Genomic DNA, 26,217 nt, shown 5'->3' on the forward strand with positions numbered 1-26,217 from the left:
TAATCCGCTCCGTCGGGGCGGTCCAAGAGGTGTGATGGAATGACAGAAACCGAACCGGAAAAACGAGCCCTCGGCGACAGCGATCGAAAGCTCTTGAGTCACTTGAGAATACACCGGCGAAAAAACCGCGATCTCAAGCCTGCCAAACTGGTACCCAATCTAACTCCGGGTCAGAGGATAGCCGATCAGGTTGCCGCAACCATGGGGTCGTGGCCCTTCATAATCATTCAGACGGTAATATTGTTTGTCTGGGTTGTGCTGAATGTCACCGCCTATGTACAGCGCTGGGACCCCTACCCATTCATTCTCCTCAACCTCGCCCTTTCTTTTCAGGCGGCCTATGCGGCACCGTTCATCATGATGAGCCAGAACCGCCAACAGGATATAGATCGGAGAGATGCGGAAGACGATTACAAGATCAATATCAAAGCTGAACTTGAGATCGAATTGTTGCACGAGAAGATGGAGCTTCTGCACCAGAAGATCGATTTTCTAAGAGAGAAGGAAGTCCTGTCTCTCATAGAGGAAGTCCGGCGTCTCTGTGATCAAAGAGCTGGTAAATAGTTTTAGCATGAACGGGATGGTGCAGCCATGTAAGCATGGCTGGACTGCGGGGTCACGCGTCCCGGGAAAATACGATTGCCGTGAAAAGCAGAACCCCGGCAAGCACAATAAACGACCCGATGCCAACCAACGCGTCCATTGCCGGATTGCCTTGCAACATCAGATAAAGTCCAACGGTCATGACGATGACGCCAATCGTGTAAACGACAAACTGGATCATCGGCAGCCTGCCGCCAGCCTTCGCTGGATTAAGCGCAAAATAAATGCCGAAAATGGCACTGCTGACCCAGCCCAGCAGGTTGAGATGGGCGTGAGCCGGATAGGTGTTGTGATTGCCCGATATCCCCATGTGCAATCCCATGACGATGCCAACCAGAAACAGGATCGTTGCGGTTTTAAAATACAGTTGCGAAATCCGTGGCATGATGCGCTCTCTTGTTGTGCTGCCGCACCGCGAAAATGATATCGCGGGCGGCGAGCCTGTTGTGTTGACCGAGGCAATGCATCCCCCCTTTCCTTCAGGGAATATGATGCGCCTCTTCGTCATATGTGCTGTCTTTGCCCGAGAGCGACGGGGTGTGAACAGTTGTCATTTGCCAGCCAGTTGCGCGGCAAATAAGCCTGTTTGGTTGGATCGCCGTATGCTGAGAGAGATTAGAGAGCCGCCCGTTATCGGGCCGCTGCCTCTGACAGGTTCTTGACGGAACCAATGAGTTTGTGACGCCCGTCCTGAAGATGTTCCGTCAATTTCTGTACTGCGAGCAATTCATCGCCCTGACGGCACGCCATTATAATTCCCCTATGTCCATTGTTCGAAATACCTCGAAAATCGATATTTGACATGAAGATGCGAACATAGCGGTCAGCGGCACCATGCTGGGCTTCAATAAGCGAGAGCAGCCGCGTGTTGTGGCATGGATTGTACAGTGTCATGTGAAACGCCAGATTTAACGTGCCCCAAAGGCTGATATTGGGCTCTTCGTCAATCTGGTCCTGTATGCGTTCTGCTTGATCCAAAATCCCGGTGGTCAAAAAGGGAAAGGCCAGACGCAAGGCCGCGCTTTCAAGCAACTCCCGAACCGTGAAAATCTCGCTTATTTCCACCGCATCCATCTGCGCGACGAAAGCCCCACGCGTCGGATGAATGGAAACCAATCCCTCCGCCTCCAGCAATCGCAATGCATCACGAACAGGCATACGGCTGACACCAAATCGCGATGCCAGATCGTCCTGCCGCAATGCAGCACCTGATAAAATCGTACCTTTGACGATAGCTTCCCGCAAAGTGTTGGCAACCTGGTCTGCCGCCGTTTGCGGCTTCTTCATCTCGCTGCCGAACAGCTTGTCCAACGGACTCATTTCACCCCCTTATACTTTTCATCTGGACATGCCTGAGAGGGCTATTGAATGTCAACTCACGAACTTGTATACGAGTATCCCAAATTAAACCGGCGTAGAGAATGACGCAACTTCAGACGGCCTTGTCTCTCCGGGCCATTCAAGTTTCATCTCCATCCATGCCGATTTCACAGACTTAAAAGGTTCAAGCATGTCACCTCGCTCGTTCACACCATCGCGACCAGAAAAGATCGCGAGGACTGGGCTGATCGAGAATCTCGGTATCCATATTCACAATAGATTTGATCGCTCGCCGCCCTGTTCAGCGAATTCGTAGCTTCCAGCATTTGCGGAATTCATGACGCAGCGAGCGGTCGGGATCAGAAGGAATTGAGAATGATTGAAACATCCCTAGCGCAGATTACTGGGCTGATTGGCCAGATTTATCTGGCCGCCTTCGATCCAACGCAATGGACGCCAGCCATTCAGTCAACGCGCCAACTGCTCAACAGTTCGGCCGTATGCCTCACCAATCACGCCAACAATGGAACAGCAACCTGGGCCTTCAATACCGATCAGGATGAGGGTTATTTTCGAAAATATGTCGAAGAACACACCCAGACAAATCCCTATGTGACCTCGCTATCGGCGGGACCATTGCATCGCATCGTCGCTGACAGAAATCTTTTCGATGTGGATACGTTCCGGCGCAGCACCTTCTGGAACGAATGGATGAAGCCGCAGGATATGTATGACGGCTTATGCTGCAAACTTAACCACACAGCGACGGGCCTTACATTCGTTGACATCAGACGTGGGCCCAACCAGCCATCTTTCGAAAACAGCGAAGCGGAGCTTTTTGCGCTTCTGACTCCACACTTCGAACGGGCAAGCCAGATCAACGAACAGATGCGGCTTGCCAATGCCTTGACGGCAACCTTCTCCCGCTTGCCCTTTGGCGCCGTGGTGGTGGATGCGGATCTGCGCATTCTCGAAATGAATGACCCGGCCGGAGTGCTGCTGGATACGGGCCATGCTGAGCTGGCGCGGCGTAATGGCTTTCTGACAGTCCAGTCCCAGTCATTGCGTCAATTGAAAAAGCTGGTAGCTGAAGCATGTGGCCTTCACATGAACGGCGTGGTCGGCTCAGGTGGTCGTGTCATTATCGAATCCTCCGGGGATGCCGGGCAGGTGGCCGATTACGTGCTGGAAATTGCGCCCGTGTTTGATTCGCCCTTTGCTGGATTGACGAGCGGTCGCTGCGCCATTGTCATCATCAAGAAGATCGACATGGGTAATCCTGATGGTTTCGATGAGCAGATCCGGGCAATCTTTAAACTGACACCCTCGGAATCCCGATTGGCCGCGCTGCTCGCCAGCGGCTATTCCCTGAAGGACGCGGCGATGGAAACAGGTCTGAAGAACAGTACGGCCCGCGCTTATCTCGAGCGCCTGTTTCACAAGACCGGCACCCATCAGCAAAGCCAGCTGGTGGCCTTGCTCAAGAATGCTGCGCCTGTCCTGCTGAAGAATGGGCATTAGAACAGGAGTTTAACGGCTTGCGGAAAAAAGATGCCCGGTCAATCGACCGGGCATCTTCACGGCTGGCTTGGGAAGATCACCGCTTATTGCGGAACGTAGGTGTAAGCCCCGTCCTTGTTCTTTTTCCATTCATACATGATGTAACCCGGCAGCTTTGGATCACCCTTGTCATCAAAGGCAATCTCTCCCAGAACCGACTTGAATGGTCCTTTGGTCTTCAGGGTCTTGGCAACAGTTTCCGGATCATTGGTCTTGGCAGCTGTTGCTGCTGCGGCAAGAACCTGAGCCGCCGCATAGGAATACAGCGTATAGGCTTCAGGTTCAAAACCAGAGGTACGGAACTTGTCGACAATCTTCTTATTGGCAGGATTGGTGCGTGGATCAGGACCGAATGTGTTCAGCGTTCCCGCCACCGCGTCACCTGCAATCGCAGCCAGTTCGGTGTTTGCAATGCCGTCACCTGATATAAATGTAACCTTCAAGCCCTGATCAGCCAATTGGCGAATGATCAAACCGCCTTCCGTATGCAGACCACCCCAGTAAAGGACGCTGACCCCCGCCTGTTTGGCTTTGGAGATAAGCGCGGAGAAATCCTTGTCGCCAACATTCACACCTTCATAAAGGGTTGTCTTGATCCCTTTGCCTTCCAGCATCTTCCGGGTTTCATCGGCAAGCCCCTGTCCATAGGGCGTCTTGTCATGGATAACAGCAATTTTCGAATTCTTGAAATGCTTGGCAATATATTCGCCAGCAATACCACCCTGCTGATCATCACGACCGCAGGTGCGGAATGTGTTCCAAAGGCCGCGCTCTGTGAACACAGGGTTGGTTGCGCCGGGCGTGATTTCAACAATGCCATTTTCCGCGTAGACTTCGGATGCCGGAATGGAAACACCGGAATTATAGTGGCCAATCACATATTTGACGCCATCAGCAACAAACTTGTTGGCTACCGAGACACCCTGTTTTGCATCGGAAACATCATCGCCGAGCACAAGCTTGACCTTCTCGCCATTGATGCCTCCGGCAGCATTGATCTCGGCAATAGCGGCTTCAGCCCCTTTTTGGATCTGAGCACCGACAGCAGCATTTGGACCAGTCAGAGGAGCACCGATACCGACCAAAAGATCCGCATATGCCGTTCCGCCCAACACCAACATTGCGGCGACCGCAACACCCGATAGTAATGACGTCTTCATCTTGAACTCCAGATTCAATGTTAATAATTGGCTGGTCTGGCAAGGTTTTACCCGGCAGCCATTTCGCATCCGCGCTCTTTGGAAGGCGCAGCGAGAATGGCTAACTTTTTACGATTGCGGTGAGTTCTGAACAGTTGGCATATGCCATCCATATGATTATTCAGCGTCGCCATTGATGCCAGCTGCGTAATACATTGCGAGCAGCACGGCAAAATTCCCGCCGAATGGCTTTAATTGGCTCATCATTGGCATATGACAACTGTACAGAATTCGCGGCTTACCTAAAACGTCCCCTAGCATTGCTTGAGAGAAAACTCAGACTCTCGCAAAGAGGTTCGGACATGAAGCATTTCCTATTGGAAGGCGAACGCCTCGTCGTCCCAGAAGAGCTATTCGGGCGGCTACCCCAGCATCACCAGTTTCTCCAGAAAGGCCATGGTTTGCCAGTGTTTCAACTGGACCGTTCCAACCATTGTCATGTGAAAGGGATAAATCCATGTTTTTAAGATCAAGCGCCTGGAGTTACGAAACAGGGTCCACCGGTGGTCTGGCTATCGGTTACGCGGTTGGTTCTGGCGGCAAGATTTTCCTGCACGATCCTTCGGGAGTACAGAAAAGCTTCTGGTATGGCGGTCTGGGGGGCGGAATTGGCGAGGAAGCCAGACTCGGCAAATTTAAAGCACCCACCTTCAAGATCAAAGGATCATCGGTTGGGGCTGCGGGGTCACTGACATCCTACCCAAGCTGGGGCAAAGTCTACATGACTGACGCCTTCAAAGGCACCGAATTGGCCGAATCGGACATTCGGGGGGCGACTGTCTATATCGACGCGGCAGCAGGCATTGTCGCTGGCTTTAGTGGCTCCGCAATGATCTTGGGAATAGATCCATTGCCATTGATCATCGGATTGACCAATCCCCTCATGATGATGTACGCGCAATTCGCCATCTGGCGCGCACCGGCTGTGTTGATTATGGGCGGTGTTAATGTAGGATTCCAGGCTGGCATGGGTATCGGCGCACTGGCTGGCTACCTTCGTTAGTCAAGACCGAGTAAATCAAACCCGTTTTCATGGGGTCTGATGGCATGTTCTCCATGCCGTCATGTCCTTTATTCACGATGTGGTCAAAATAATCAGTCACATCTGTCGGAAACGACTAAGCCCGTTCGTCATCATCAGGATACATCAATCGTTTGGCTATTCAGACGATTGCCGTTATCTCTGTCCGAAGTCCAGTTAAGGCAATATCATGACCAATGACTCCTCCACCTATAGCGATGCATCGGCACCAGAATCTGTTGTCGAAGACCACAGTGCTCGCAATAAACTTGTCATCGCTCTGCTTTTGGTATCGGCATTTGTCGTTATTCTTAATGAAACGATCATGGGTGTCGCACTACCGCACCTGATGTCCGACCTTGGCATTACCGCCAGCGCCGCCCAATGGCTCACGACAGCTTTCATGCTGACGATGGCTGTTGTCATCCCTGTTACCGGCTATCTGCTGCAACGCCTCAATACACGTCCTGTATTCATTCTTGCCATGTCCTTGTTCAGTGCCGGCACACTGATTTCAGCGCTTGCGCCGGGTTTCGCCGAGCTTGTCGTGGGGCGTATTGTTCAAGCATCAGGCACAGCGATCATGATGCCGCTGCTTATGACAACGGTGATGAACCTTGTGCCACCGGAAACGCGTGGCAAAACCATGGGAAACATCTCGATTGTCATTTCGGTTGCACCGGCAATCGGGCCGACAATCTCGGGCTTGATCCTGTCAGCGCTCGACTGGCGTTGGCTGTTCCTTCTGGTGCTGCCAATCGCACTTGGCGCGCTGGCACTGGGTGCCTCGCGGATAAAGAACGTTACAGTGCCCACGACAGCACCAATCGATGTCCTCTCCATATTCCTCTCTGCCATCGGTTTTGGCAGCTTTGTCTATGGTCTCAGTGGACTGGGTGAAGCAGCGCTTCATCCTCCTGTCGTCTCGCCGTGGATTCCGCTCCTGATCGGTGCAGCCGTGATCGCAATTTTTGTTTTGCGTCAGCTGCAACTGCAAAAGCAGAACCGGGCACTTCTTGACCTGCGCACGCTGACGACAAAAACATTCACGATCGCGGTGGTCATGATGGCCATCTTGATGATGTCGATGTTTGGCGTCTTCATTCTTCTGCCGATCTATCTGCAGAATGTGCTGGGGCTTACCACTTTGCAAACCGGGCTTCTCTTGTTGCCGGGTGGGTTGATCATGGGTCTCTGCGCGCCAAAGGTCGGCAGCCTGTTTGATAAATATGGGCCAAAACCATTGGTTATTCCGGGTGCAATTCTGCTCAGTCTGGTGATGTGGGGACTGATCTTCGTGCAGCAGGATACGCCGTACTGGATGCTGCTGATCGCGCATATCGTGTTGAGCATTGGGCTTGCTTTGATGTTTACGCCGCTGTTCACCGTCAGCCTGGGATCACTGCCACCCAAACTTTATTCCCATGGCAGTGCCATGATCGGCACCACCCAACAGGTTGCCGGTGCCGCTGGTACAGCGCTGTTTGTTGCCATCATGACTTTGCGTGCAGCGAGTGTCAGCGCTGGCGGTGGCGATATCCTCGCCGCAACAACCGGCGGCATCAAAACAGCGTTTCTTTGCGGGGCGATCATTTCGCTTGGTGCGGTTCTGGCATCCTTCTTCGTCAAGAAGCCTGCGGCATAACCAACCGTTGATTGTCATGAGACGAATTAGCCCACGATACTTAAATCGTGGGCTTATTTTTTGAAGAGCCACAACGGCAATCCGTCTGGCCTGTTACATCGTTATACGGGAGCAATGGGCTGCAATGATGGTCCAAGCGCCTGATGTACGGCTCCAGACGCGCGTATAGGCCAATTTTTCCGAGAACTTTTCACCGTAATAGGCTCCGGCGACCCGCGCTCTCAATGAAACCAGCGCTGCATTGTCGAGCGGCTTGATGATACGATCAAGAATCTCGATCTGCACGAGTTCCAGAACACCACTGCGGTAGACTTGAAGATCGTCTGCCTTACTGGCACGGCGACCCTGATGATCAATGAAAATCAGATCGTCAGCCAGCAGCGTGTCCAACGCCTCGACATCGCCAGCCAACATGGCAAGCCGCAGACGCTCTTCGCATTGTTCAATAACAGCTTCATCAATAGTGTCGGATGCGATGGTCATCGTGTTATCCCCTCCCATATACCGCATCGGCCCGTGCCATGGAGGCTATGGACTGAACCGTAAAAGCAAAATCTATAATCCTGTTCACCCGATACTCAATACCAAAGTGGACCGGACTTTTACCGGGCCTCGGCAGAGGCCAGCGCATAAAAGCTAACCTGCCATACCTGAACAAGGCATTAACCATAAAAACTCTCTGGAATAAACTCCGTTGCGACATTCCGTGCAGAGCCGGGAGATACCGCGCGCAATTCGGCTATGTATTGCCCGGTGGAAAACACGCCAACAAATGAAAATCTATTCACGGCGACGGCGATAGAGGCTACATCAGCGCATCATTCTCGTGCAAAGATTGGATCTGCCTATGACTGACACTGTCCTCGATCGCTTCCTCCGCTATGTGGTTATCGATACTCAATCGGACCCCAAGTCATCCGCGCAGCCCACCACCGAGAAACAGAAGAATCTGGGACGGCTTCTGGTCGAAGAACTGCTGGCAATCGGCTTGTCCGATGCGCATCTCGACGAGCACGGCTACGTCTACGCGACGGTTCCCTCGAACGTTGACAAACCGGTGCCGGTCATTTGCTTCTGCTCGCATATGGACACCGCGCCTGATTTCACCGGTACAAATGTCAAACCGCAAATCCTGCGCAATTACGCTGGCGGCGACATCCAGCTTTCAGGCGATCCGCAACAGGTTATTCGTGTCGCCAACAATCCGGTGCTGCATGACCAGATCGGCAATGACATTATTACAACCGATGGGACAACGCTGCTTGGTGCCGATGATAAGGCAGGACTTGCCGAGATCATGAGCATGGCCCAATTCCTGATTGATAATCCTGATATCAAACACGGGACCATCAAGCTCCTCTTCACCCCCGATGAAGAAGTCGGGCGTGGTGCGGATAAAGTCGACCTTAAAAAGCTTGGCGCACAGTTCGCCTACACCGTCGATGGTGAAACCGCCGGGCATATCGAAGACGAGACATTCTCTGCCGACGGTGTAGATGTTACCATTCAGGGTGTTGCCATCCATCCCGGCTTTGCCAAGGGTAAAATGGAGAACGCGATCAAGATTGCCGGTGCGATCATCAATCGCTTGCCGAAGGATATTGCACCAGAGGCGACATCCGGCAGAGACGGTTTTATTCACCCGACAGGTGTGACCGGTTCGATGGAAAAGGCCGCTCTCAGTTTCATCATCAGGGATTTTAATGATGATGGGCTTGCCGCCAAGGAAGCCCTGATTGAGACGGTGGTGAAAGAGGTCATTGCTGAATATCCCGGCTCTTCCTACACCTTCAAGGTCACGCAGCAATATCGCAATATGAAAGTCATTCTCGACCAGCATCCGGAGATAGTCGAGAACGCACTTGAAGCGGTACGCCGTGCAGGAATGGAACCGGTGCGCGGCAGTATCCGGGGCGGCACAGATGGCTCCCGGCTGTCCTTTATGGGTTTGCCTTGCCCGAACATCTTTGCGGGCGGCCACGCCTTTCACTCACCACTCGAATGGGTCAGCAGGCAGGATATGGAAAGAGCCGTCAAGACGCTCGTCGAGTTGGCGAAAATCTGGGAAGAGCGCGCCTGATTATCCTTTTTCGCAGGTTTTCCGCAAGTTATTGAGCGATTGCGGAAGACCTGCGGCTTATGATCCGTTGGGGCTATTCACTTTATCCCCGGCCCAAGTCCCGGCCGCGCCACCTCTCGCCTTCCATGTTTCCCATCCGTTCCCCTGAAATTGCTAGCATAGCTTTGGTAGTTGACTTCCAAAACGTTTCGGAAAACTATAAAATGAGCGTTTCCGGGAGGGGGCATGTCCAATCTTAAACAACTGGCGCAATCGCTTGGTTTATCCATTACCACGGTTTCACGGGCTCTGGACGGCTATTCGGACGTATCGGCAAAAACGAAGGCGCGGGTTCTGGAAGCCGCTGCCAAGTCTGGATACCAGCCCAACGTAGCCGCCCGCCGTTTGCGCCGTCAACGTGCCGAACTTGTCGCCGTTACGCTCCCAACGGCTCCCGGTCATATCGGACCACCGCATTTTCTCGACATCCTTTCGGCATGTGCGGAACATCTGGCGCTATCCGGCCTTAACCTTGTCATTGCTCCCGTCCCGCGCGGCCAAAGCGAGCTGGAAATGTGCCAGCGCTTTGTCGATGGCCAGCGTGTCGACGCCATGCTGCTGGTGCGCACCAAACGCAATGACGAACGGGTGGAATTGCTTCAGTCGCGCGGTATCCCGTTTGTTACGCTGGGCCGGACAGAATCTGCCAAACCCCACGCTTTCCTCGACGGCGACGGCTTTGCTGGCTTCCGCGATGCGACGCTGCGGTTCATCGCCGATGGTCATACCCATATCGGGCATATTGCGGGGCCACAGGCATTTTCGTTTGCCCACCATCGCCGCATGGGTTGGGAAGCTGCTCTTGGCCAAACCGGATTGTCATCGGCGCTTCTGGCAGAGGGCGATCCAACCGAGCAAGGCGGTTATGCCGCCGCAAAAGCCCTGATGAGCGCTTCAATCAAACCGACAGCCATTCTTTGTGCTACCGATGAAATGGCCGTAGGCACCTTACGTGCCTTGCGCGAAGTCGCCTGCGGAAATGCGGTCAGCATTATCGGCCATGATGATTTGCCAATGAGTGCGTTTACCGATCCGCCCCTCTCAACCATGCGTGTGACGGGCGACGATATTGGCGTTCGCATAGCCTCGCTGTTGCTACGGGCCATTGACGGAGAAGCCCCGGAAGCCCTGCAGGAAATCCATCCGGTGGAATTTCTGCCCCGTGCCAGCCACCGCCGGGCGCAACGGCTGGCCGCCAATGATGCGGGTGTTCAAGCAGAAGAATAGCCGAATGCCAGTACGTGCCGCGTGATCAGCTTCTTGTCTTGTTCACCACGGCAGACCAATTGCGGTATGGCGCCCGGAATGTTGGCACGCGCTCGGCAACTCCCGGTAGCCTGTCAAAGCTTTGGTGCGGTTCCGATTGATACCAGAAAGCCACCGAAGAGATGTCATCCGAACGGCCATTGGCATGGCCATGTTCAATCGTAACGCGGATGCTTTTGTGGAAGATAACCGGGTCTTCAATATGCCAGCGATAGAGCGTAACCGGCTCTGTCCAGTTGGGTCCACCCGCAGCAATGATGCCATGATAGGGACCGCTATAGGTCTGGGTCGGGCACCATGCCGTGTTGAAATAGTCCTCGGTCCCCGTGCCATGCAGGGTCGGCGGCCAGGCGTCATTCGCACCCGGCACAGATTCAGCGCGATCTGCAATCAGCTTCGCTTTGGGACCAATACGCGGATCGGGTTTGCGGATCGTATCGGGGACCGAGATTCCGGCTTCACCATCGATGAAGATCATATCATCGCCCTCGCCGTACCAGTCCCAGACGGCGGACCGCCTGCGCGAATAAACGCTGAAGAGAACACCGACATAGTGACCATGCCCTGTTGCATTCAGGATGGTGTAGTTCTCCTTGCCATCGACATTCTCGCTGCCGAACAAAACCTGCTCGTTCGTCCTTCCTTCCTCGCTTGGCGCGTGCGGCCGGTCCTGCCGGTACTGGGCATGGAAACGTCCCATATCCTCGTCAAGCGTCTCGTGCAGCTCAAGATCGACATAGTAATAAAACAGGAGATCGTGTTCCGCCTCGTTGGTGATCGTGAACTTCATGTGTGAGGCAAACGGCATGGGAAAATAGCAATTGAAAGCCTTGCCATCCTCCGGACTGGCCTGCATCGGCAAGCTCGCATAATTGCGGGTTTGCGCATGGCCCATCCCGAAAAAATCTCCGATGGGGGTTTCAATGCTTGGCTCCGCTTCACCATCCCACCAGGCACGCAGGACGATTTTGCGCAGGAAGCTCTCGCTTTCGCAGGCAAGGGTTGACCAGATGTGTGTGATAATACCGGCCCCGGCATGTTCGGCAATGACCACTGTCTCGCCGGGCTCAATATGCAGACGATCATCATTCCCTCCCGTGCGGTCAAAACTCGAGAACCGGCGGGTTTTGGCCTTGCGCAGTTTTGCCAGACCGCGAAGCGGTGAAAGTGCGGCATCGGTCATGCTGGTTCTCCTGTGGAATGGTGCGCGGTCATTTCAGGCCACTGGTCTTGATGGAATTGATAATTTGCCGCTGGAAAATCACGAACAGGGCAAGCGTCGGAATGGCGACGATCGTCGACGCGGCCATCATGTAGTTCCATGCCGCCGCGTACTGGCTTTTGAAGTTGGCGATGCCGACCTGTACCATCCAGAGCTTGCTGTCAGAGGTGATGGTCAGCGGCCAGAGAAATGAGTTCCAGTTGGCAAGAAAGAACAGGATTGCCAGAGCTGACAGGATCGGACGGCTGAGCGGCAGGATGATATTCCAATAAATACGCCAATAGCTGGCGCCGTCCATCAGCGCTGCCTCCTCCATCTCGCGAGGGATCGAGAGATAATACTGGCGCAAAAGGAAAATACCGAAGGCATTGAAAATAGCAGGGATGATGAGCCCCGCATAGGAATTGAGCATACCGAGCCATTTTACGATGATGAACAACGGAACAATAATGACGGGTAGCGACACCAGAAACGTCGAGAAAATCGTAAGAAAAATCAGTTCCCGTCCCGGAAACCGCAGCCGCGCCAGTGCATACCCGGCCATGGAGTGGAAGAACAGCGCGATAATGGTAACAGCCGCAGAGACGAAGAGACTGTTGAACATGAAGCGCAGAAATGGCACGCCGGTCAGCACATAGATAAAATTGTCGAAGGTTGGCGCGCCGGGAATGAGATTGGGTGAGAACGTTTCTGCGGTAGGTTTGAAGGCAATCGACACCATCCATAACAGCGGAAAGATCGTCATGAGCGCCAGAACCGCCGCGACGGCCATCCAGATAATCCGTACAAGGGTGATCTGGGAGCGGGCGAAATAGGCTGAACCTTGATGCGAACTATTCATGCTCAAATCGCCCTCCGCGCGTGAACAGGAAGAGCAGCAGCGTAAACAGCATCAACAACAGGATCAGCGTTGAGGCCATGGCTGCGGCATAACCAAAGGCACCGAGGCTGAATGCCTGCTGATAGATATAGACGATCAGCACAGAGGTGGAATTGGCCGGGCCGCCCCGCGTCATCACATAGATGATGTCAAAGGCCTGCGCGCCCGCAACGGCTGCCACCATTGAGACCAGCAGAACGAAGAAGCTTGTTGGCTTGAGCAGCGGCAGCGTTATGTACCAGAACCGGGCAACCTGCCCTGCGCCGTCTATTTCCGCCGCCTCATAAAACTCCGCCGGGATGTCCTGCAATCCGCCCAGAAAAATGAGCATGTAAAAACCCATCAGGAACCAGACGCTGACGACCACCACAGCGACAAGGGCAAAACTGGGATCACCAAGAAACGAGATGGCAGGCAATCCGAATTTAGGCAGCAACCGACTGATGACACCAATCTTGTCGACAACCATGAATTGCCAGACAAGCGCCACGACAACCAGACTGACCATATGCGGGGCAAAGAACATCGCGCGGATAACGGCATTGAAACGTCCGGGTTTCTGGATCAGCAGAGCCAGACCCAACCCGCAGACATAGAGCGAGGGCACCAGCATAAGTGCATAAAGTGCCGTGGCTTTCGCTGCCGACCAGAAAAACGGGTCCCTGATCATACGGGCGTAGTTTCCGAACCCTGTGAACGTGTATGCACCAAAGCCATCGACTTCAAAGAAGCCGATGACAAATGACAGGACCATTGGCAAGCCAAGAAAGATGAGAAGACCCAGCGCATCCGGCAAGACGAACAGATAGCCCGCGATCCACTCACGATGCTTTGCCGACAGACCGTGACGCCTGCTGCTGATGGGAGTCCGGTCATTCATCGATACAGCTCCCCTCCTGTCCGCACATCAAAGGATCGGCGCGCCCTTATAGGAAGCAAGAAACGCATCAATCTGCTGCGACGCCGCCGTTGCGGTGGCCTGCGGATCGGCACCGTTCAACTGGGTCTGCTGAATGACATCCGAGATGATCTTGTAAACTTCAGGCGGAAGTCGCGGCTCTGCTCTGGTGCCGGGATGGATGTCTTTGGCAAAGACGCCCATGCCGCCTTTGCTGTAGACCTCGCCCCCTGATTTGAGCGCGCTGTTGCGTGGCGGCATGTCGGATTTTCCGACCGTACACCAATTGACCACCCGGTCGACCGACCCCTGATCCATGGACGCCAGAGCCCAAGCGCAAAACGCAGCGGCAGCATCAGGGTTCTTGCCCTTGGCATTGGCAACAAACGCCCAGCCACCACCAACGGTCACGTATTTCCCATTGGCAGGCGTCGGCAATCGGAAAATGCCGTAGGGAACATCCTTGGCATTGTTCTGCATGGCAGAAATAGCCCAGATACCGACATTCTGCATCGCCGCATAGCCGGAGCCGAGATTGGCAACAACGTCATTGGCGCCGTAGCCCAGCACCTGCCTTGGAGCCACGCCAAGATTGATTGCGTCCTGCCAGAATTTCAGCGCCTGAACAGTCGCCGGAGAGTCAAAGGCACTCTTGCCGTCAGCGCCCTGAAAGGCACCGCCACCCTGCCACAGGAAGGGATACCAGGTGAAGTTCTGGTAGTAGCCGGGGTTGGTCTCAAACAGGACACCAAACCGTTCCGGCGTCGTCAGTTTTTTGCCAAGCTCAAGCAGTTCGTCCCATGTCTTGGGAACATCATTTTCATTGAGCCCGGCTTTTTCAAAAGCGCTGACGGAATAGTACATAGCCATCGGCTCGACTTCCATCGGGATACCGTAGATCTTACCATCGACCTTTCGGCTCGCAAGAACACTATCCGGGAAGTCTGCCTGAGCCGCAGCATCGATATGCGGCGTCAAATCCTGCAGCACACCGCCATTGTAATAGCGCAGGAAATCACCCGGCGAGATCAGAAAAATATCGGGTCCATCACCCGAGGCAAACGACGTCGCCAGTTTGGTGCCGTTGATATATTCAGAATTGGGCACAAATTCGAGTTCAACCTTCTGTGGATGGCTGGCGTTCCAGTCGGCCACTGTCTTCTCGAACCAGGCAATCTGGGATGGAACCTGACCACCGGGCGCATAGAACTGCCAGAACTTGAGCGGGGCGTCCTGCGCCCGGACAGCCATTGTGTTGATAAACGGGAAACCCGTGACACCACCGATCAGCCCGGCAGCGGCAAACGCCGAGGCATTGGTTAGTATCTTGCGGCGCGAAAGATCAGTCCGTAACCGCTTATCGTGTCCCTTGAATTTATTGCTCATGATTTCCTCCCTCTTCCTTGTCAGACGTAACGCCGATGCTCCTCCACCGGTGATCGCCCGTGCTTTGTCAGATCAGGCCGTATCAAAAGGATGCAGGATACAGGGCACCACCTCCGTGCGCGGTTCTGCGTCATAGGTTCCATTGAGACGATCGATCAGCATTTCGGTAGCGCGGCGCGCAAGAACCGCCGGACTATTGCCCACTCGGGTCAGTTTGGGCCTGATATATTCAAGCTGAGGCTGGTCGCCGAACACGGCAACCGCAATATCTTCAGGCACGCGAATGCCGCGATCATAGAACTCTGCCAGCGCGCCCGCCGCCATCAGGTAGTTGCCGAAAAAAACAGCCGAAGGAAGGTTTGCCGCATGACGGGCCAGTAGCCACTGGGCAGCGTCTTTGCCGGAGGGTGTGAGATACGTACCCTCGTAACGCATCCCTTCGATGAGGGGAACTCCATAATCGTGCAAGCCTTGCTCGAATCCTTCTGCCCGTTGCATTGCTTCCTTGAAAAAGGACGGACCGGTAACATGAGCAATACGGCGATGGCCTTTTTTCGCAAGATATTCCCCCATTTGATAACCACCCCCGTGGTCGTCGATTTTGACGCTGTCGACTGCCTGATTTGGAAGATGCCCAATGAAGACGGATGGAATATCGATCTTCAGCAGCGCATCGTGCATGCCATGCAAAGCGAAATCACCGACGATAAGTCCGTCGACGCGTTTGTTGCTGATCTGGCTGAGATATTCCCGGCCATGGTCCTGCGACCGCCCGCCGGGAACATCCGTGTTGAAAATCAGCATGTCAAAGCCGATTGCCTCAAGCTCCGATTGCGCGGTTTTTACCAGCTCCGGATAGAACGGATTGCGTATGTCAGGAATGAGCATCGCGATGATGTTGGTGCGTCCAGTCCTCAAGCTGCGGGCCTGCGGATTGGGAGCGTAACCCAATTCATCGATTGCGCGGTGAACGCGTTCCCGCAGCGATTTCGACACGCGATCCGCATGGTTGATGACATGCGAGACCGTTGTCTTTGATACACCTGCGCGTTCTGCAACTTCCGCTATTGTGCTCATAACTGCAAAATATCGCGCTTTGAATGCATTTGCAAATCGATTTGCAAAATAAATCCCGATAAACTCATCGCGTGATAAATCACATCATTCTTCTTCAAGGAAAGGCAACGATGAAACGTTTCATGATTTTATGCGCGTTGGCGCGACGGTTTCCCAGACGCCATACCGCATTTCGTTTCGTTGGATTTTCAGCAATCGAAGCGATTGCTATTTTGCTGCTGAGATAGTCGTATCAACAACGCAGATTTTCGAGCGCGTCAAAAACCGCACTTCCCGGCCATTATCCAGCGAGAACATACCGCCCCTGCCGGGGACGACATCGATAATCAGTTCGGTATGCTTCCAGACATCATATTGCGATGCACTGATATAAACAGGTGCGCCGCCAATCTCACCGAGGCAGACATCATTATCACCAACAATAAAATCGCCCTGCGCGTAACACATGGGTGAAGAGCCGTCACAGCAGCCACCGGACTGATGAAACATGATCGGTCCGTACTCAGCCTGCAGTGTCTTTATGAGATCGAGAGCAGCATTTGTGGCGCTGACCTGATTTTTCATGATGCCCTCCAAGATGGAGCCGGCGGCGCCACGCGAGCGCCACCAGCTTTATAACTCTACAATGCTCAGAAGAAGCCGAGCTTCTTCGGGCTGTAGCTCACCAGCATGTTTTTGGTCTGTTGATAGTGATCCAGCATCTTCAGATGGTTTTCCCGCCCGATGCCCGACTGCTTGTACCCGCCAAACGCCGCATGCGCCGGATAGGCATGATAGCAATTTGTCCAGACACGACCGGCCTGAATGGCCCGGCCAAAGCGATAACAGGTATTGGCATCCCTGCTCCAAATACCCGCGCCAAGGCCATAAAGCGTGTCATTGGCAATCGACAGCGCTTCATCATTGTCCTTGAAGGTGGTGACTGAAACGACGGGCCCGAAAATCTCTTCCTGAAAGACCCGCATACGATTGTGGCCCTTGAACACGGTCGGTTTTACATAGAAGCCACCGGCGAGATCCCCCGCCAGCATATTGCGTTCACCGCCAGTCAAAATCTCGGCGCCTTCCTGCTTACCGATATCGATATAGGAAAGGATCTTCTCCAGCTGCTCACTGGAAGCCTGCGCGCCGACCATTGTGGCAGGATCAAGCGGATCGCCCTGAACGATCGCCTCAACGCGCTTGAGCGCACGCTCCATAAACTCGTCATAGATGGATTCATGGATCAGAGCGCGGCTCGGGCACGTGCATACCTCACCCTGATTGAGCGCGAACATGACAAAACCCTCAATCGCCTTGTCAAAGAAATCATCATCTTCTGATGTCACATCCTTGAAGAAGATGTTGGGGGATTTGCCGCCCAGTTCCAACGTCACCGGAATAAGATTCTGGCTGGCATATTGCATGATCAGACGGCCGGTTGTGGTCTCGCCGGTAAAAGCAATCTTGGCGATACGCGGGCTGGATGCCAGTGGCTTACCCGCTTCAAAGCCAAATCCGTTGACAATGTTCAGAACACCCGGCGGCAGAAGATCGCCGATAAGCTCGGCCAGTACCAGAATTGAAGCTGGCGTCTGTTCCGCCGGTTTCAACACGACGCAGTTTCCGGCGGCGAGTGCCGGGGCAAGCTTCCAGATTGCCATCAGCAGTGGAAAATTCCACGGAATAATCTGGCCAACAACGCCCAGCGGTTCATGGAAGTGATAGGCCACCGTGTCGTGGTCGATTTCGGAAATCCCGCCTTCCTGCGCCCTGACAACTCCGGCAAAATAACGCAGATGATCAATGGCCAAAGGCAGGTCGGCGGCGGTTGTCTCGCGGATTGGCTTGCCATTGTCCCATGTCTCGGCCTGTGCCAGCAAAGCGAGATTGTCTTCCATCACCTGCGCGATCTTGTTCAGGATGACACTGCGCTCGGCAACGCTTGTGCGGCCCCAGGCATCCTTGGCCGCATGGGCGGCATCAAGTGCGACCTCAACATCGCTCGCATCGGACCTCGCGATTTCGCACAGGACCTGACCGTTAATTGGTGAGGTATTGTCAAAATAACGCCCGGACTTTGGTTCGACAAACTTGCCGCCGATGAAATTGCCGTAGCGCTTCTTGAAATTGGGGCGAACTGTACGGTTGAATTCTACCTTGTTCATTGTGTTCCTCCCTGGCGTAGAGGCTTGCAAAGCAAAAGCTCCGCACGTCTATGCGCACTGATTGATGCCGCCTCCTGCGGCTGAGGAAGGATCGCGCGCGGATAGATATGTGTCACCCTGCGCCAATGATCGGGCTTAGCCCGTTGTCTCACTTTTGAGACAATGCCGGATTGGATTCCGCAGGCAGCTTGGGCTTCAGTTAATCCCGAGCTTTTTCAGCTTGCGGTGCAGCGTGGCACGGCCCATTCCCATCATGGTGGCGGCGGTCGATATATTGCCGCCCGCATTGGCAAGGGCGCGCTGGATGACACTGCGCTCGGCTGCGGCAAATCCCTGATCTATTCCCATGTTCTGCCCGAGAAGATTGGCGGCAGGCAGCGGCTTGCTCAAGGTTTCATCCGTGAGGCCAAGATAATGCCGGACAGTCCGGGACGCGCCAATAACGAGATCATCCTCATCCACGGCAATCAGCGCGCTTGCGCTGCGTTCATAGCTCACATCCGGCCCAAGCTTTGCCAGCATGATCCGTGCCTTTGGGAAAGCCAGACTGAAATTCTCTGCCTCCACGCGGCGCGCTGCATCGACAACAGCAACAGCAATCAGTTTGACAAAGTCTTCGGTGAGATCCCGGCGGGCCGACGAAACATCGATTGCTGCCATCAGGCGTCCGCAATGGTCAAATATGGGAGCAACGGTGCAGGATAGCGCCGTATTGCGGCTGCGGAAATGCTGATCCCTATGGATCGTCAGGGCGCGTTGCTCGGCAAGCGCAGTACCGATGCCGTTCGTGCCCTCACGCTCTTCACTCCAGACAGCGCCAGTCCAAAGGCCGATCTTGCAGAAGGTGTCATCGTCAGACACGCTGCCGCGGCGATCAACCGGCACGCCATCCTTATCCGCCAGAAGCACGCAGCACCCGGCACCGCCAACGGCGGAATAAAGCCGGTCCAGCGTTGCTTGCGCAGTCGTGATCAACGACCCCAAGCGCTCGCGGGCATCAGCAAGCTCACGTTCACCGAGAAAATCAGGTGGTGCGCCTTCTTCCGGATTCAAGCCATAAAGGCGCATGGAACGCCCCCAGGATGCCACGAGCGCGGATTGCGCAGCGGCACTTCCGGTAAGCGCGGCCTGAATTTGTTCGGCATGCTGTCCATCATGTCGCGTAGCCATTGGTCTCCTCCCAAAGTCCAGGCGCCCTTCATGCGTTCCCTTACGTTAAGCTACTTGACGTTCTGGTCAAGGCAATCGATGCCGCTGTCATCTGGTCTAATCGCTCCCGAAAGATAAAATTTCCAGTTCTTGAGCAAGTTAGGGAATCTCATATCCAGACAGGCACATCTAAAAGTATTTCAATGGCGATGAAGTGTTTGACGACTGTTACGGCAGGATGATGCATATAAAAGACATTCAATCGACGGCGACTTTGTCCGAATTGGAAATTCGCGAGCTGTTCAGAAAGATGCTGAAGCTCACTGAAAATGCGCGGGGTGCTACATCCACCGGGCGCCATGAACTCGATGTCATACAAAACGTTCTGAAGTTCTCGATGGCGCGGTTGAAAGAACCCGATAATCGCGGCACAGCCAACGACAATCCGGCAGGGCATTCCGATATCAAATAGCTTCGCTTGGCTTTTCCGGTCTCAAAGCCCGACATCATAGAGAATTTGGTTCATTGAACGGGCAGGCTCTCTTTCCTGTACGCCGCCAATGACCTTGGCGGGAACGCCCGCTACTGTTTTCCTGTTCTCAACGGATTTGAGTACAACCGATCCGGCACCAATCTTTGAATTGACGCCGATCTCGATATTTCCAAGCACCGTGGCATTGGCACCAATGAGAACACCATGTCGTACCTTGGGGTGCCGGTCGCCGGTATCTTTTCCCGTGCCGCCCAATGTGACGCCCTGCAGAATGGAAACATTGTCTTCGATGACAGCCGTTTCCCCAATGACAATACCGGTGGCATGATCAAAAAAGACGCCCTTTCCCAGCCGTACAGCCGGGTGAATATCGACCTGCAGAATGCGCGATGATCTCGATTGCAAATAGGCGGCAAGGTCCTCACGGCCTGTTCCCCATAGGAGATGAGCAAACCGATGGATCTGGATGGCGTGAAAACCCTTCAGATAGAGCAATACATGCAGGGCGCTTTTGGTCGCTGGGTCCCGCTCCAGAACCGCATTGATATCTCTCTCAGCACCGGCGAGCACCGTAGGGTCCTGTTGCAGCAGATCACTGAAAAGATCGAATAATCTTTCGCTCGTCACCAATTGGCCGGCCAAGACCTCTGCCAACTGAAAACACAAGGCGTGTTCCAGCCTGTCAAAGCGTATCACAGAACGCTGGAGGACCGGAGCCAGTGTCGGCTCACGTTCACCCGTTGCAACCGCCTCGGAGAGGATACGCGACCACAGGGATCGGCTTTTTGACGTCACTGCTGCATTGGTCATGTTGCACCTTAAAACCCGGTGAGTGGCGTGATCTTTGAACCATCACTGAAACGCGAAAATCGGAAGTCCTTTGGATCAACGACAGGCGAGCGTCCCGTTACGATGTCGGCCATCAAGCGACCCGCAGCAGGCCCAATTCCGAAGCCATGCCCGGAAAAGCCGGTGGCAATATGAAAGCCCGGCACCGCGTCAACAGCGGAGATAACAGGAATAGCGTCGGGAGTAACATCAATATATCCGGCCCAGCGCTGTGCGATCTCGGCTTGGTTGAACACAGGAAATGCGGCCTTCAGACTATCGAAAAATCTGTCTGACAGATTGAGCGACGGCTTGGGATCAAGCACGCGGTTATATTCGAACGGACTTGCCTCATCCATTTTCCACTTTGTCGGAATACGCGCTTCATCGAAAAAGCGCCCGCCAAGGCGAAAAGACAGCGAACTCCATTCCAGTTTCAGGGCTGGCAGGAATTTGAACGCGTAGCGGAATGATTTCGGTACAATATCGACAATGTTCTCATCACCTGACGCAATGGTGTAACCGCCATCCTGCCGTTTGCGGATGGCAAAATCTTTGGACCAGAGTGCTGATTCAGGACCGCCCTCCAGCGGTTTGGTGCGGATAACAGTGTTCAACACTTTAAGCTGTGGCAGATCAATCCCGTAAAGACCGCAAAACAGGTTGGACCAGGCACCGCCCGCAAGCACGACAGCGTCACAGCCAATCCTTCCGCGCTCTGTGACCACACCGGAGATCTTGCCGCCTGACGTCTCGATGCCGCGCACCGCACATTCAGTAAGAATGGAAGCACCTTTGTCGCGCGCCGCCTCGGCAATTGCTGGCGCTGCCTTTTGCGGCTCAGCCCGGCCATCAACAGGTGTGTAGAGCGCGCCTTTGAGGTTCATCTTGCCGCCCGGCAGCAGATCATCAAGTTCCTTGCCGCTGACCATACGGCTTTCCAGTTGATAATCCTCAAGGTTTTGCAGCCAGCGCTCATTGTCCTCATAGGATTTATCGTCGGGGGATGTGAACAGAATGCCCGCACGCTTGTAACCCGTATCGCGGCCAAGGCGCTTGTCAAAACCTGACCATAGACGCAGTGCTTCGGCCATAAGCGGTACTTCGCGCGGATCGCGGCGAGAGATGCGCACCCAGCCCCAATTGCGGCTCGATTGTTCCTGACCGATACCGCCCTTCTCGCAAAGTGCGACCTTCAGGCCGCGTTCTGCCAGTTCCAGTGCTGTCGACGCCCCGATAATACCACCACCGATAATAACAACATCCACTTTCTCCGGGATTTCTTCATCACCGTGAACACGCACAACATAGGGGCCGGGCATTGAATGAGTACCTCTTTACGAATGGACGATTGCGCAGCTGTATCAGTATTGCAAGGCGTGCGCAGGCACTTCCAATCGTACCTCTCTATCCCCGCTGCCGGAAGGTAGAGCAGAACCATCGTGAAGGGAGGCATCTTTTTGCGAATAAACGCTTATTTCAGTGGAAACATGCTCAAAATAAAGGCTTCTCGCGCTCAGATTTCCTGTCAGCGCCCGACACTCCGAAAGGATACGAAGCATCGAGCGCTGAGTGAGGTTTAGAGAAGTTTGTCGAGCGTGATCGGCAGATCGCGGATGCGTTTTCCTGTCGCGTGGAAGACCGCATTGGCAATGGCTGGCGCTACGCCAACAATGGGCAATTCACCAACGGCTTTGCCCCCGAGCACCGAGGCATGGTGATCCGGAATGCCGACAGAAATTACCTGCAGGTCGGGAATATCCGAATTCGTCGCCACCAGATAATCGCCCAGATTATTGTTGATCACCCGGGCGTTGCGCGGATCAATAATTCCTTCCTCCAGCAGGGCCTGCCCGATACCCATGATAATACCGCCTCGCCATTGGCTTTCGGCGAGTTTGGGGTTGTACAGGCGGCCTGAATCAAGCGCCGACACCATGCGCGAGACCCGGACCGTGCCAAAATCCTCGTCAACCCGTACTTCGACAAAGTGCGCGCACCAGCTGTGAAGCGAGTAGCCGCCTTCCGTTGGTGACTTCATCGCCATCATGGTCGTAAAGTTATTATAGCGATCTTCGGTATTCTTTTTCTCCTCCGGCAGGGTATCGCGCAGGGTCTCAATCTTTTCCTGACCGATATGCTGCATGAAATCGGCGATTGAAATATCTGCCCGTTCGCCGCGCGGTGTCGAGATCGTACCATCCGCGATAGTGAGTGTATTCAACTGGAGATCGAGGAACGGCGAGTTGGGATGATTGAGCGCGAGGCCAATCAATTCCTCTCGCGCGGCAAGCGCTGCCTTATGCACCGCACCGGTCATGAGGTTGGCAAGTTGCGAGCCGCCCGCCACAGGCGCCCGTGGCAATGCAGAATCGCCAAGTTTCACAAGGATCTGGTCAACCGGAATACCCAGAACTTCGGCTGCTGTCTGGGCGAGGATTGTATAGGTTCCCTGCCCCATATCGATGCTGCTGCTTGCCACCTCCGCCGTACCATCTGCGAGAATGCGCACCAGAGCCTCGCCCGGTGTGCGCCGCACCGGATAGGTGCCAGCCGCAACACCCCAGCCGATAAGCTGGTTTCCGTCCCGCATTGATCTTGGCGCCGGAGTGCGTTTCGACCAGCCAAAGGCTTTTGCGCCTTCAGAAAAGGCTTCCCGCAATTGCCGTGTAGACCACGGTATTTTTGCATGCGGGTCCTCTTCAGCATAGTTCAGCAGCCGGATTTCAAGGGGATCAATGCCGATTTCATAGGCAAGCTCGTCAATTGCCGATTCAATGCCGAAAGCACTCGGGTTTTCGCCCGGTGCCCGCAAGGCCCCCGGAGTAACCGTGTTCAGTGGAATGATGTTCTGCCGGGAACTGAAATTGGGGACCGCATACATGATCGCGGTGACTGATCCCAGCGGCTCGACTGCCATTCCAAGCATCGATGTCTCATTGACACCGTGTTGGACGATGGAAAGTAGTTTCCCTTCCTTTGTCGCGCCAAGCGCCAATGTCTGACGGGTGGCCGGACGGCCGCCATAAGCCGTAAACGTCTGCGGCCTCGTGACCGCAAGTTTAACCGGCTTGCCGAGCATGCGCGCAGCAATTGCAGCCACCGCCCCATGCGGCAGCGACAGTGCTTTCGAACCGAAACCTCCACCAATGTAAGGCGAAATCATCCGCACATTTTCAAAGGGTATATCGAACCATTCCGCATAGGAGCGGGCCATGCCATCCACCCACTGGCTCGGCTCCCAGAGGGTCAGCCTGTCACCCTCCCATTGCGCAATAATGCCATGCGGTTCGATAGCAACATTGTATTCGCGCGGGGTTTTGTATTCCTGTTCAATACGCACGGGCGCTTCGGCGAATGCTCTTTCTGCATCCCCCCAGGACATGGTCATACGATCAATTGGCACGCCCTCACCTGCCTTTGGGTCCTCAAGACCATAGACATGTTCCGCTTCCTCATAGCTTACCTTGATGAGGGCGGCTGCAGCCGTGGCTTGCTCCAGTGTTTCCGCCACAACGGCCACAACATGCTGACCATTGAAGCTGACAGTCTTCGGCAGTGCCAGAAACGGGCCGTCTGGCCCCGGTGTGCCGGCCCATGTCGTCGCTGATTTCAGGTGGGTGATATTATCTGGTGTCAAGACCAACAGGACGCCGGGCGACGCCTCCGCTGCCTTGCTGTCAACCGATTTCACTGTCCCGGCAGCAATCGTGCTCTGCACGGTGACGGCGTAAACCAGCCCTTCAATCTGATGTTCGATCGCATAGGTGGCGCCGCCGGTGATCTTTGCCGGTCCATCGATACGCGACAGGCGCCCGCCGAGATTGCCATCGGACGCATCACCATGTTTGGATTTGGGCGTTACGAAAGTCATGCCAGACCTCCCATTTTCAGGACAGCACGCGTGATAACACGCGGAGCAAGATCGATTTTGTAGTGGTTCGCACCGTGATCAATCGCCCCCTCCATGACAAGCAGACTGGCCTTGCGAACCAATTCCGGCCCCAGCACTTTGCCAATCAACGCTGCCTCAACCGTGCGGGCTCGCCAAGGTTTCGTTGCAACGCCGCCAAGGGCTATGCGTATGTCACGGACAGTCTTGCCATCCGCTTCAAATTCAAGCCCTACCGCTGCACTGGCAGCGGCGAACTCGTAGGATTGCCGGTCGCGTACCTTAAGATAAGTCGAGCGTCGCGCAGCGACCGAGGCGGGTATGGTTACTGCCGTAATGATTTCGCCGCGCTCAAACGCATGCTCGCGATCCGGTGTATTTCCCGGAAGCCTGAAGAAATCATCCACGGCCACTTGTCTTTCGCCCAGATGCACAATTGCATCGAAAGCCACCAGCGCAACGGCCAGATCGCCGGGATAGCCAGCAATGCACTGATCGCTCGTCCCCAGAACCGCATGATTGCGGGTGGCACCCCCAAGAGCAGAACAGCCGGAACCCGGATGACGCTTGTTGCATGCGGGAAACACCGCCGCATCGCGGAAATAGGAACAGCGCGTCCGCTGCAACAGATTACCACCAATGGTTGCCATATTGCGGATTTGCGCCGAGGCGGCCAGCGCCAGAGACTCCGCCACAGCCGGAAAAGCCTTTTGAATGGCAGGGTGATCAGCCACCGCGCTCATGCGGGCAAGCGCCCCGATGGATGCCCCTGTCTCATCAACCTCAATGCCGTCAAGACCAGCGAGATGGGTGATATCGACAACGGTGTCAGGTTCGGCAATCCCGCATTTTGCCAGATCCAGCAGCGTCGTGCCGCCCGCGAGCACCATATTGCCAGCCAGCGCGGCGGCCTTGCGGGCTTCATCGGCAGAATGAGCGCGAAGATAGGAAAAATTCTTCATGATGCTGCCTCCGCTGCTTCGCGTACCGCGGCCACGATGTGCGAGTAGGCACCGCACCGGCAAAGATTGCCGGACATATATTCGCGGATTTCATTGTCGGATTTCGTGTGGCCTTCGCGGATACAGGCAACCGCCGACATGATCTGGCCGGGGGTGCAGTAGCCGCACTGAAAGGCGTCATGCTCAAGAAATGCAGATTGAACGGGATGCAAGCCACCATCGCCCTCGGCGAGACCTTCAATCGTTGTGATTGCCCGCCCTTCAACCTGTGCCGCAAGGGTCAGGCAGGCAAGCACCCGCTTGCCATCGACATGAACAGTACAGGCACCACACTGGCCCTGATCACAGCCCTTTTTGGTTCCGGTAAGGTCAAGATGCTCGCGCAGCGCATCCAGCAGAGTGACGCGCGGTTCAACGGCAAGCTCTCGACTCCTGCCATTTATATCCAGCTTCAAGTTGATTGTTCCGGTCATTATATCGCTCCTGCTTTGCGAATGCAGATTCATTCGACAGCCCGATACCCAAACGCCAAGCGTCAGGAGAAGTTCAC

Annotated in this window: 24 protein-coding genes; 7 read left to right on the plus strand and 17 right to left on the minus strand. The window is 54.6% G+C overall.

Annotated features, from left to right (window positions below):
* The first annotated feature begins 39 nt into the window (after window positions 1-39).
* The gene (locus FHW17_RS12585; RefSeq protein WP_112526312.1) at window positions 40-564 is read left to right on the plus strand and encodes a DUF1003 domain-containing protein; all 525 of its coding nucleotides are present in this window, start codon (window positions 40-42) and stop codon (window positions 562-564) included.
* A gap of 52 nt (window positions 565-616) precedes the next feature.
* Here FHW17_RS12585 and FHW17_RS12590 read toward each other — a convergent pair whose 3' ends face one another.
* Both FHW17_RS12590 and FHW17_RS12595 read right to left on the minus strand, forming a co-directional pair.
* Complete coding sequence (locus FHW17_RS12590; RefSeq protein ID WP_182510021.1) at window positions 617-988, minus strand: hypothetical protein; 372 nt, start codon at window positions 986-988, stop codon at window positions 617-619.
* A 245-nt stretch (window positions 989-1,233) separates the two neighbouring features.
* Window positions 1,234-1,923 (minus strand): GntR family transcriptional regulator, encoded by a 690-nt coding sequence (locus FHW17_RS12595; protein WP_227989005.1) that lies wholly within the window; start codon window positions 1,921-1,923, stop codon window positions 1,234-1,236.
* 375 nt (window positions 1,924-2,298) lie between these two features.
* On the opposite strand from FHW17_RS12595, the gene FHW17_RS12600 reads away from it, so the two are divergent.
* A complete protein-coding gene (locus tag FHW17_RS12600) occupies window positions 2,299-3,444 on the plus strand; it encodes a helix-turn-helix transcriptional regulator (RefSeq protein ID WP_182510022.1) in 1,146 nt (381 codons plus the stop codon).
* A gap of 83 nt (window positions 3,445-3,527) precedes the next feature.
* On the opposite strand, the gene FHW17_RS12605 is transcribed toward FHW17_RS12600, so the two are convergent.
* Window positions 3,528-4,643, minus strand: a complete 1,116-nt coding sequence (locus FHW17_RS12605) for a branched-chain amino acid ABC transporter substrate-binding protein (protein ID WP_182510023.1) — start codon at window positions 4,641-4,643, stop codon at window positions 3,528-3,530.
* Between the two features lie 496 nt (window positions 4,644-5,139).
* On the opposite strand from FHW17_RS12605, the gene FHW17_RS12610 reads away from it, so the two are divergent.
* Together FHW17_RS12610 and FHW17_RS12615 are read left to right on the plus strand one after the other, a co-directional pair.
* Window positions 5,140-5,685: a hypothetical protein gene (locus FHW17_RS12610; protein WP_113095898.1), complete on the plus strand. Its 546-nt coding sequence runs from the start codon at window positions 5,140-5,142 to the stop codon at window positions 5,683-5,685.
* A 208-nt stretch (window positions 5,686-5,893) separates the two neighbouring features.
* Window positions 5,894-7,348: an MDR family MFS transporter gene (locus FHW17_RS12615; RefSeq protein ID WP_182510024.1), complete on the plus strand. Its 1,455-nt coding sequence runs from the start codon at window positions 5,894-5,896 to the stop codon at window positions 7,346-7,348.
* A 93-nt stretch (window positions 7,349-7,441) separates the two neighbouring features.
* On the opposite strand, the gene FHW17_RS12620 is transcribed toward FHW17_RS12615, so the two are convergent.
* On the minus strand, window positions 7,442-7,831 hold the full coding sequence (locus FHW17_RS12620; RefSeq protein ID WP_162700363.1) for a nuclear transport factor 2 family protein: 390 nt from the start codon (window positions 7,829-7,831) through the stop codon (window positions 7,442-7,444).
* A 364-nt stretch (window positions 7,832-8,195) separates the two neighbouring features.
* Between FHW17_RS12620 and pepT the strand changes: the two genes are divergently transcribed.
* Window positions 8,196-9,428: a peptidase T gene (pepT, locus tag FHW17_RS12625; RefSeq protein WP_113095897.1), complete on the plus strand. Its 1,233-nt coding sequence runs from the start codon at window positions 8,196-8,198 to the stop codon at window positions 9,426-9,428.
* Window positions 9,429-9,653: 225 nt separating this feature from the next.
* Entirely contained in the window at window positions 9,654-10,694 is a 1,041-nt protein-coding gene (locus FHW17_RS12630) for a LacI family DNA-binding transcriptional regulator (RefSeq protein ID WP_113095896.1), read from the plus strand.
* Between the two features lie 25 nt (window positions 10,695-10,719).
* On the opposite strand, the gene FHW17_RS12635 is transcribed toward FHW17_RS12630, so the two are convergent.
* The 8 genes from FHW17_RS12635 to FHW17_RS12670 all read right to left on the minus strand — a co-directional run bounded on the left by FHW17_RS12635 (window position 10,720) and on the right by FHW17_RS12670 (window position 19,513).
* Window positions 10,720-11,916 carry a glycoside hydrolase family 172 protein gene (locus tag FHW17_RS12635; RefSeq protein WP_182510025.1) on the minus strand — a complete coding sequence of 399 codons (1,197 nt, stop codon included), beginning with the start codon at window positions 11,914-11,916 and terminating at the stop codon, window positions 10,720-10,722.
* Window positions 11,917-11,944: 28 nt separating this feature from the next.
* Window positions 11,945-12,796: a carbohydrate ABC transporter permease gene (locus FHW17_RS12640; protein WP_112526296.1), complete on the minus strand. Its 852-nt coding sequence runs from the start codon at window positions 12,794-12,796 to the stop codon at window positions 11,945-11,947.
* Entirely contained in the window at window positions 12,789-13,715 is a 927-nt protein-coding gene (locus FHW17_RS12645) for a sugar ABC transporter permease (RefSeq protein ID WP_182510026.1), read from the minus strand. Before FHW17_RS12645 ends, FHW17_RS12640 begins: the two co-directional genes overlap by 8 nt.
* Window positions 13,716-13,742: 27 nt before the next feature.
* Window positions 13,743-15,119, minus strand: coding sequence for a sugar ABC transporter substrate-binding protein (locus FHW17_RS12650; RefSeq protein ID WP_182510027.1), 1,377 nt, complete (start codon window positions 15,117-15,119; stop codon window positions 13,743-13,745).
* 72 nt (window positions 15,120-15,191) lie between these two features.
* Window positions 15,192-16,196, minus strand: a complete 1,005-nt coding sequence (locus FHW17_RS12655) for a LacI family DNA-binding transcriptional regulator (RefSeq protein ID WP_182510028.1) — start codon at window positions 16,194-16,196, stop codon at window positions 15,192-15,194.
* Window positions 16,197-16,403: 207 nt separating this feature from the next.
* Window positions 16,404-16,760: a DUF779 domain-containing protein gene (locus FHW17_RS12660; protein WP_182510029.1), complete on the minus strand. Its 357-nt coding sequence runs from the start codon at window positions 16,758-16,760 to the stop codon at window positions 16,404-16,406.
* Between the two features lie 65 nt (window positions 16,761-16,825).
* Window positions 16,826-18,343, minus strand: coding sequence for an aldehyde dehydrogenase (gene adh / locus FHW17_RS12665; RefSeq protein WP_182510030.1), 1,518 nt, complete (start codon window positions 18,341-18,343; stop codon window positions 16,826-16,828).
* Window positions 18,344-18,538: 195 nt separating this feature from the next.
* A complete protein-coding gene (locus FHW17_RS12670) occupies window positions 18,539-19,513 on the minus strand; it encodes a GAF domain-containing protein (protein WP_112526285.1) in 975 nt (324 codons plus the stop codon).
* 289 nt (window positions 19,514-19,802) lie between these two features.
* Between FHW17_RS12670 and FHW17_RS12675 the strand changes: the two genes are divergently transcribed.
* A complete protein-coding gene (locus FHW17_RS12675) occupies window positions 19,803-19,964 on the plus strand; it encodes a hypothetical protein (RefSeq protein ID WP_162700364.1) in 162 nt (53 codons plus the stop codon).
* A gap of 21 nt (window positions 19,965-19,985) precedes the next feature.
* Here the strand turns inward: FHW17_RS12675 and cysE are convergent, their stop codons facing one another.
* The 5 genes from cysE to FHW17_RS12700 form a co-directional block, all read right to left on the minus strand.
* Window positions 19,986-20,795, minus strand: coding sequence for a serine O-acetyltransferase (gene cysE, locus FHW17_RS12680; RefSeq protein WP_113095887.1), 810 nt, complete (start codon window positions 20,793-20,795; stop codon window positions 19,986-19,988).
* A gap of 8 nt (window positions 20,796-20,803) precedes the next feature.
* A complete protein-coding gene (locus tag FHW17_RS12685) occupies window positions 20,804-22,135 on the minus strand; it encodes an FAD-binding oxidoreductase (RefSeq protein WP_182510031.1) in 1,332 nt (443 codons plus the stop codon).
* Between the two features lie 257 nt (window positions 22,136-22,392).
* Complete coding sequence (locus FHW17_RS12690) at window positions 22,393-24,687, minus strand: xanthine dehydrogenase family protein molybdopterin-binding subunit (protein WP_182510032.1); 2,295 nt, start codon at window positions 24,685-24,687, stop codon at window positions 22,393-22,395.
* Entirely contained in the window at window positions 24,684-25,667 is a 984-nt protein-coding gene (locus FHW17_RS12695; RefSeq protein ID WP_182510033.1) for a xanthine dehydrogenase family protein subunit M, read from the minus strand. The genes FHW17_RS12690 and FHW17_RS12695 overlap by 4 nt, the downstream gene beginning before the upstream one ends.
* Window positions 25,664-26,140, minus strand: coding sequence for a (2Fe-2S)-binding protein (locus FHW17_RS12700; protein ID WP_182510034.1), 477 nt, complete (start codon window positions 26,138-26,140; stop codon window positions 25,664-25,666). The genes FHW17_RS12695 and FHW17_RS12700 overlap by 4 nt, the downstream gene beginning before the upstream one ends.
* Window positions 26,141-26,217: the final 77 nt, after the last annotated feature.

The sequence above is a fragment of the Phyllobacterium sp. P30BS-XVII genome, assembly GCF_014138335.1.
Lineage (GTDB): Bacteria > Pseudomonadota > Alphaproteobacteria > Rhizobiales > Rhizobiaceae > Phyllobacterium > Phyllobacterium meliloti.

Coding starts and splice junctions, on each gene's coding strand:
- FHW17_RS12600 (WP_182510022.1), top strand. CDS start 2,299: ATGATTGAAACATCCCTAGCGCAGATTACTGGGCTGATTGGCCAGATT.
- FHW17_RS12695 (WP_182510033.1), bottom strand. CDS start 25,667: ATGAAGAATTTTTCCTATCTTCGCGCTCATTCTGCCGATGAAGCCCGC.
- FHW17_RS12685 (WP_182510031.1), bottom strand. CDS start 22,135: ATGCCCGGCCCCTATGTTGTGCGTGTTCACGGTGATGAAGAAATCCCG.
- FHW17_RS12700 (WP_182510034.1), bottom strand. CDS start 26,140: ATGACCGGAACAATCAACTTGAAGCTGGATATAAATGGCAGGAGTCGA.
- FHW17_RS12605 (WP_182510023.1), bottom strand. CDS start 4,643: ATGAAGACGTCATTACTATCGGGTGTTGCGGTCGCCGCAATGTTGGTG.
- FHW17_RS12585 (WP_112526312.1), top strand. CDS start 40: ATGACAGAAACCGAACCGGAAAAACGAGCCCTCGGCGACAGCGATCGA.
- FHW17_RS12650 (WP_182510027.1), bottom strand. CDS start 15,119: ATGAGCAATAAATTCAAGGGACACGATAAGCGGTTACGGACTGATCTT.
- FHW17_RS12590 (WP_182510021.1), bottom strand. CDS start 988: ATGCCACGGATTTCGCAACTGTATTTTAAAACCGCAACGATCCTGTTT.
- FHW17_RS12615 (WP_182510024.1), top strand. CDS start 5,894: ATGACCAATGACTCCTCCACCTATAGCGATGCATCGGCACCAGAATCT.
- FHW17_RS12675 (WP_162700364.1), top strand. CDS start 19,803: ATGCTGAAGCTCACTGAAAATGCGCGGGGTGCTACATCCACCGGGCGC.
- FHW17_RS12620 (WP_162700363.1), bottom strand. CDS start 7,831: ATGACCATCGCATCCGACACTATTGATGAAGCTGTTATTGAACAATGC.
- FHW17_RS12655 (WP_182510028.1), bottom strand. CDS start 16,196: ATGAGCACAATAGCGGAAGTTGCAGAACGCGCAGGTGTATCAAAGACA.
- FHW17_RS12595 (WP_227989005.1), bottom strand. CDS start 1,923: ATGAGTCCGTTGGACAAGCTGTTCGGCAGCGAGATGAAGAAGCCGCAA.
- FHW17_RS12640 (WP_112526296.1), bottom strand. CDS start 12,796: ATGAATAGTTCGCATCAAGGTTCAGCCTATTTCGCCCGCTCCCAGATC.
- FHW17_RS12690 (WP_182510032.1), bottom strand. CDS start 24,687: ATGACTTTCGTAACGCCCAAATCCAAACATGGTGATGCGTCCGATGGC.
- FHW17_RS12635 (WP_182510025.1), bottom strand. CDS start 11,916: ATGACCGATGCCGCACTTTCACCGCTTCGCGGTCTGGCAAAACTGCGC.
- adh (WP_182510030.1), bottom strand. CDS start 18,343: ATGAACAAGGTAGAATTCAACCGTACAGTTCGCCCCAATTTCAAGAAG.
- pepT (WP_113095897.1), top strand. CDS start 8,196: ATGACTGACACTGTCCTCGATCGCTTCCTCCGCTATGTGGTTATCGAT.
- FHW17_RS12660 (WP_182510029.1), bottom strand. CDS start 16,760: ATGAAAAATCAGGTCAGCGCCACAAATGCTGCTCTCGATCTCATAAAG.
- FHW17_RS12670 (WP_112526285.1), bottom strand. CDS start 19,513: ATGGCTACGCGACATGATGGACAGCATGCCGAACAAATTCAGGCCGCG.
- FHW17_RS12630 (WP_113095896.1), top strand. CDS start 9,654: ATGTCCAATCTTAAACAACTGGCGCAATCGCTTGGTTTATCCATTACC.
- cysE (WP_113095887.1), bottom strand. CDS start 20,795: ATGACCAATGCAGCAGTGACGTCAAAAAGCCGATCCCTGTGGTCGCGT.
- FHW17_RS12645 (WP_182510026.1), bottom strand. CDS start 13,715: ATGAATGACCGGACTCCCATCAGCAGCAGGCGTCACGGTCTGTCGGCA.
- FHW17_RS12610 (WP_113095898.1), top strand. CDS start 5,140: ATGTTTTTAAGATCAAGCGCCTGGAGTTACGAAACAGGGTCCACCGGT.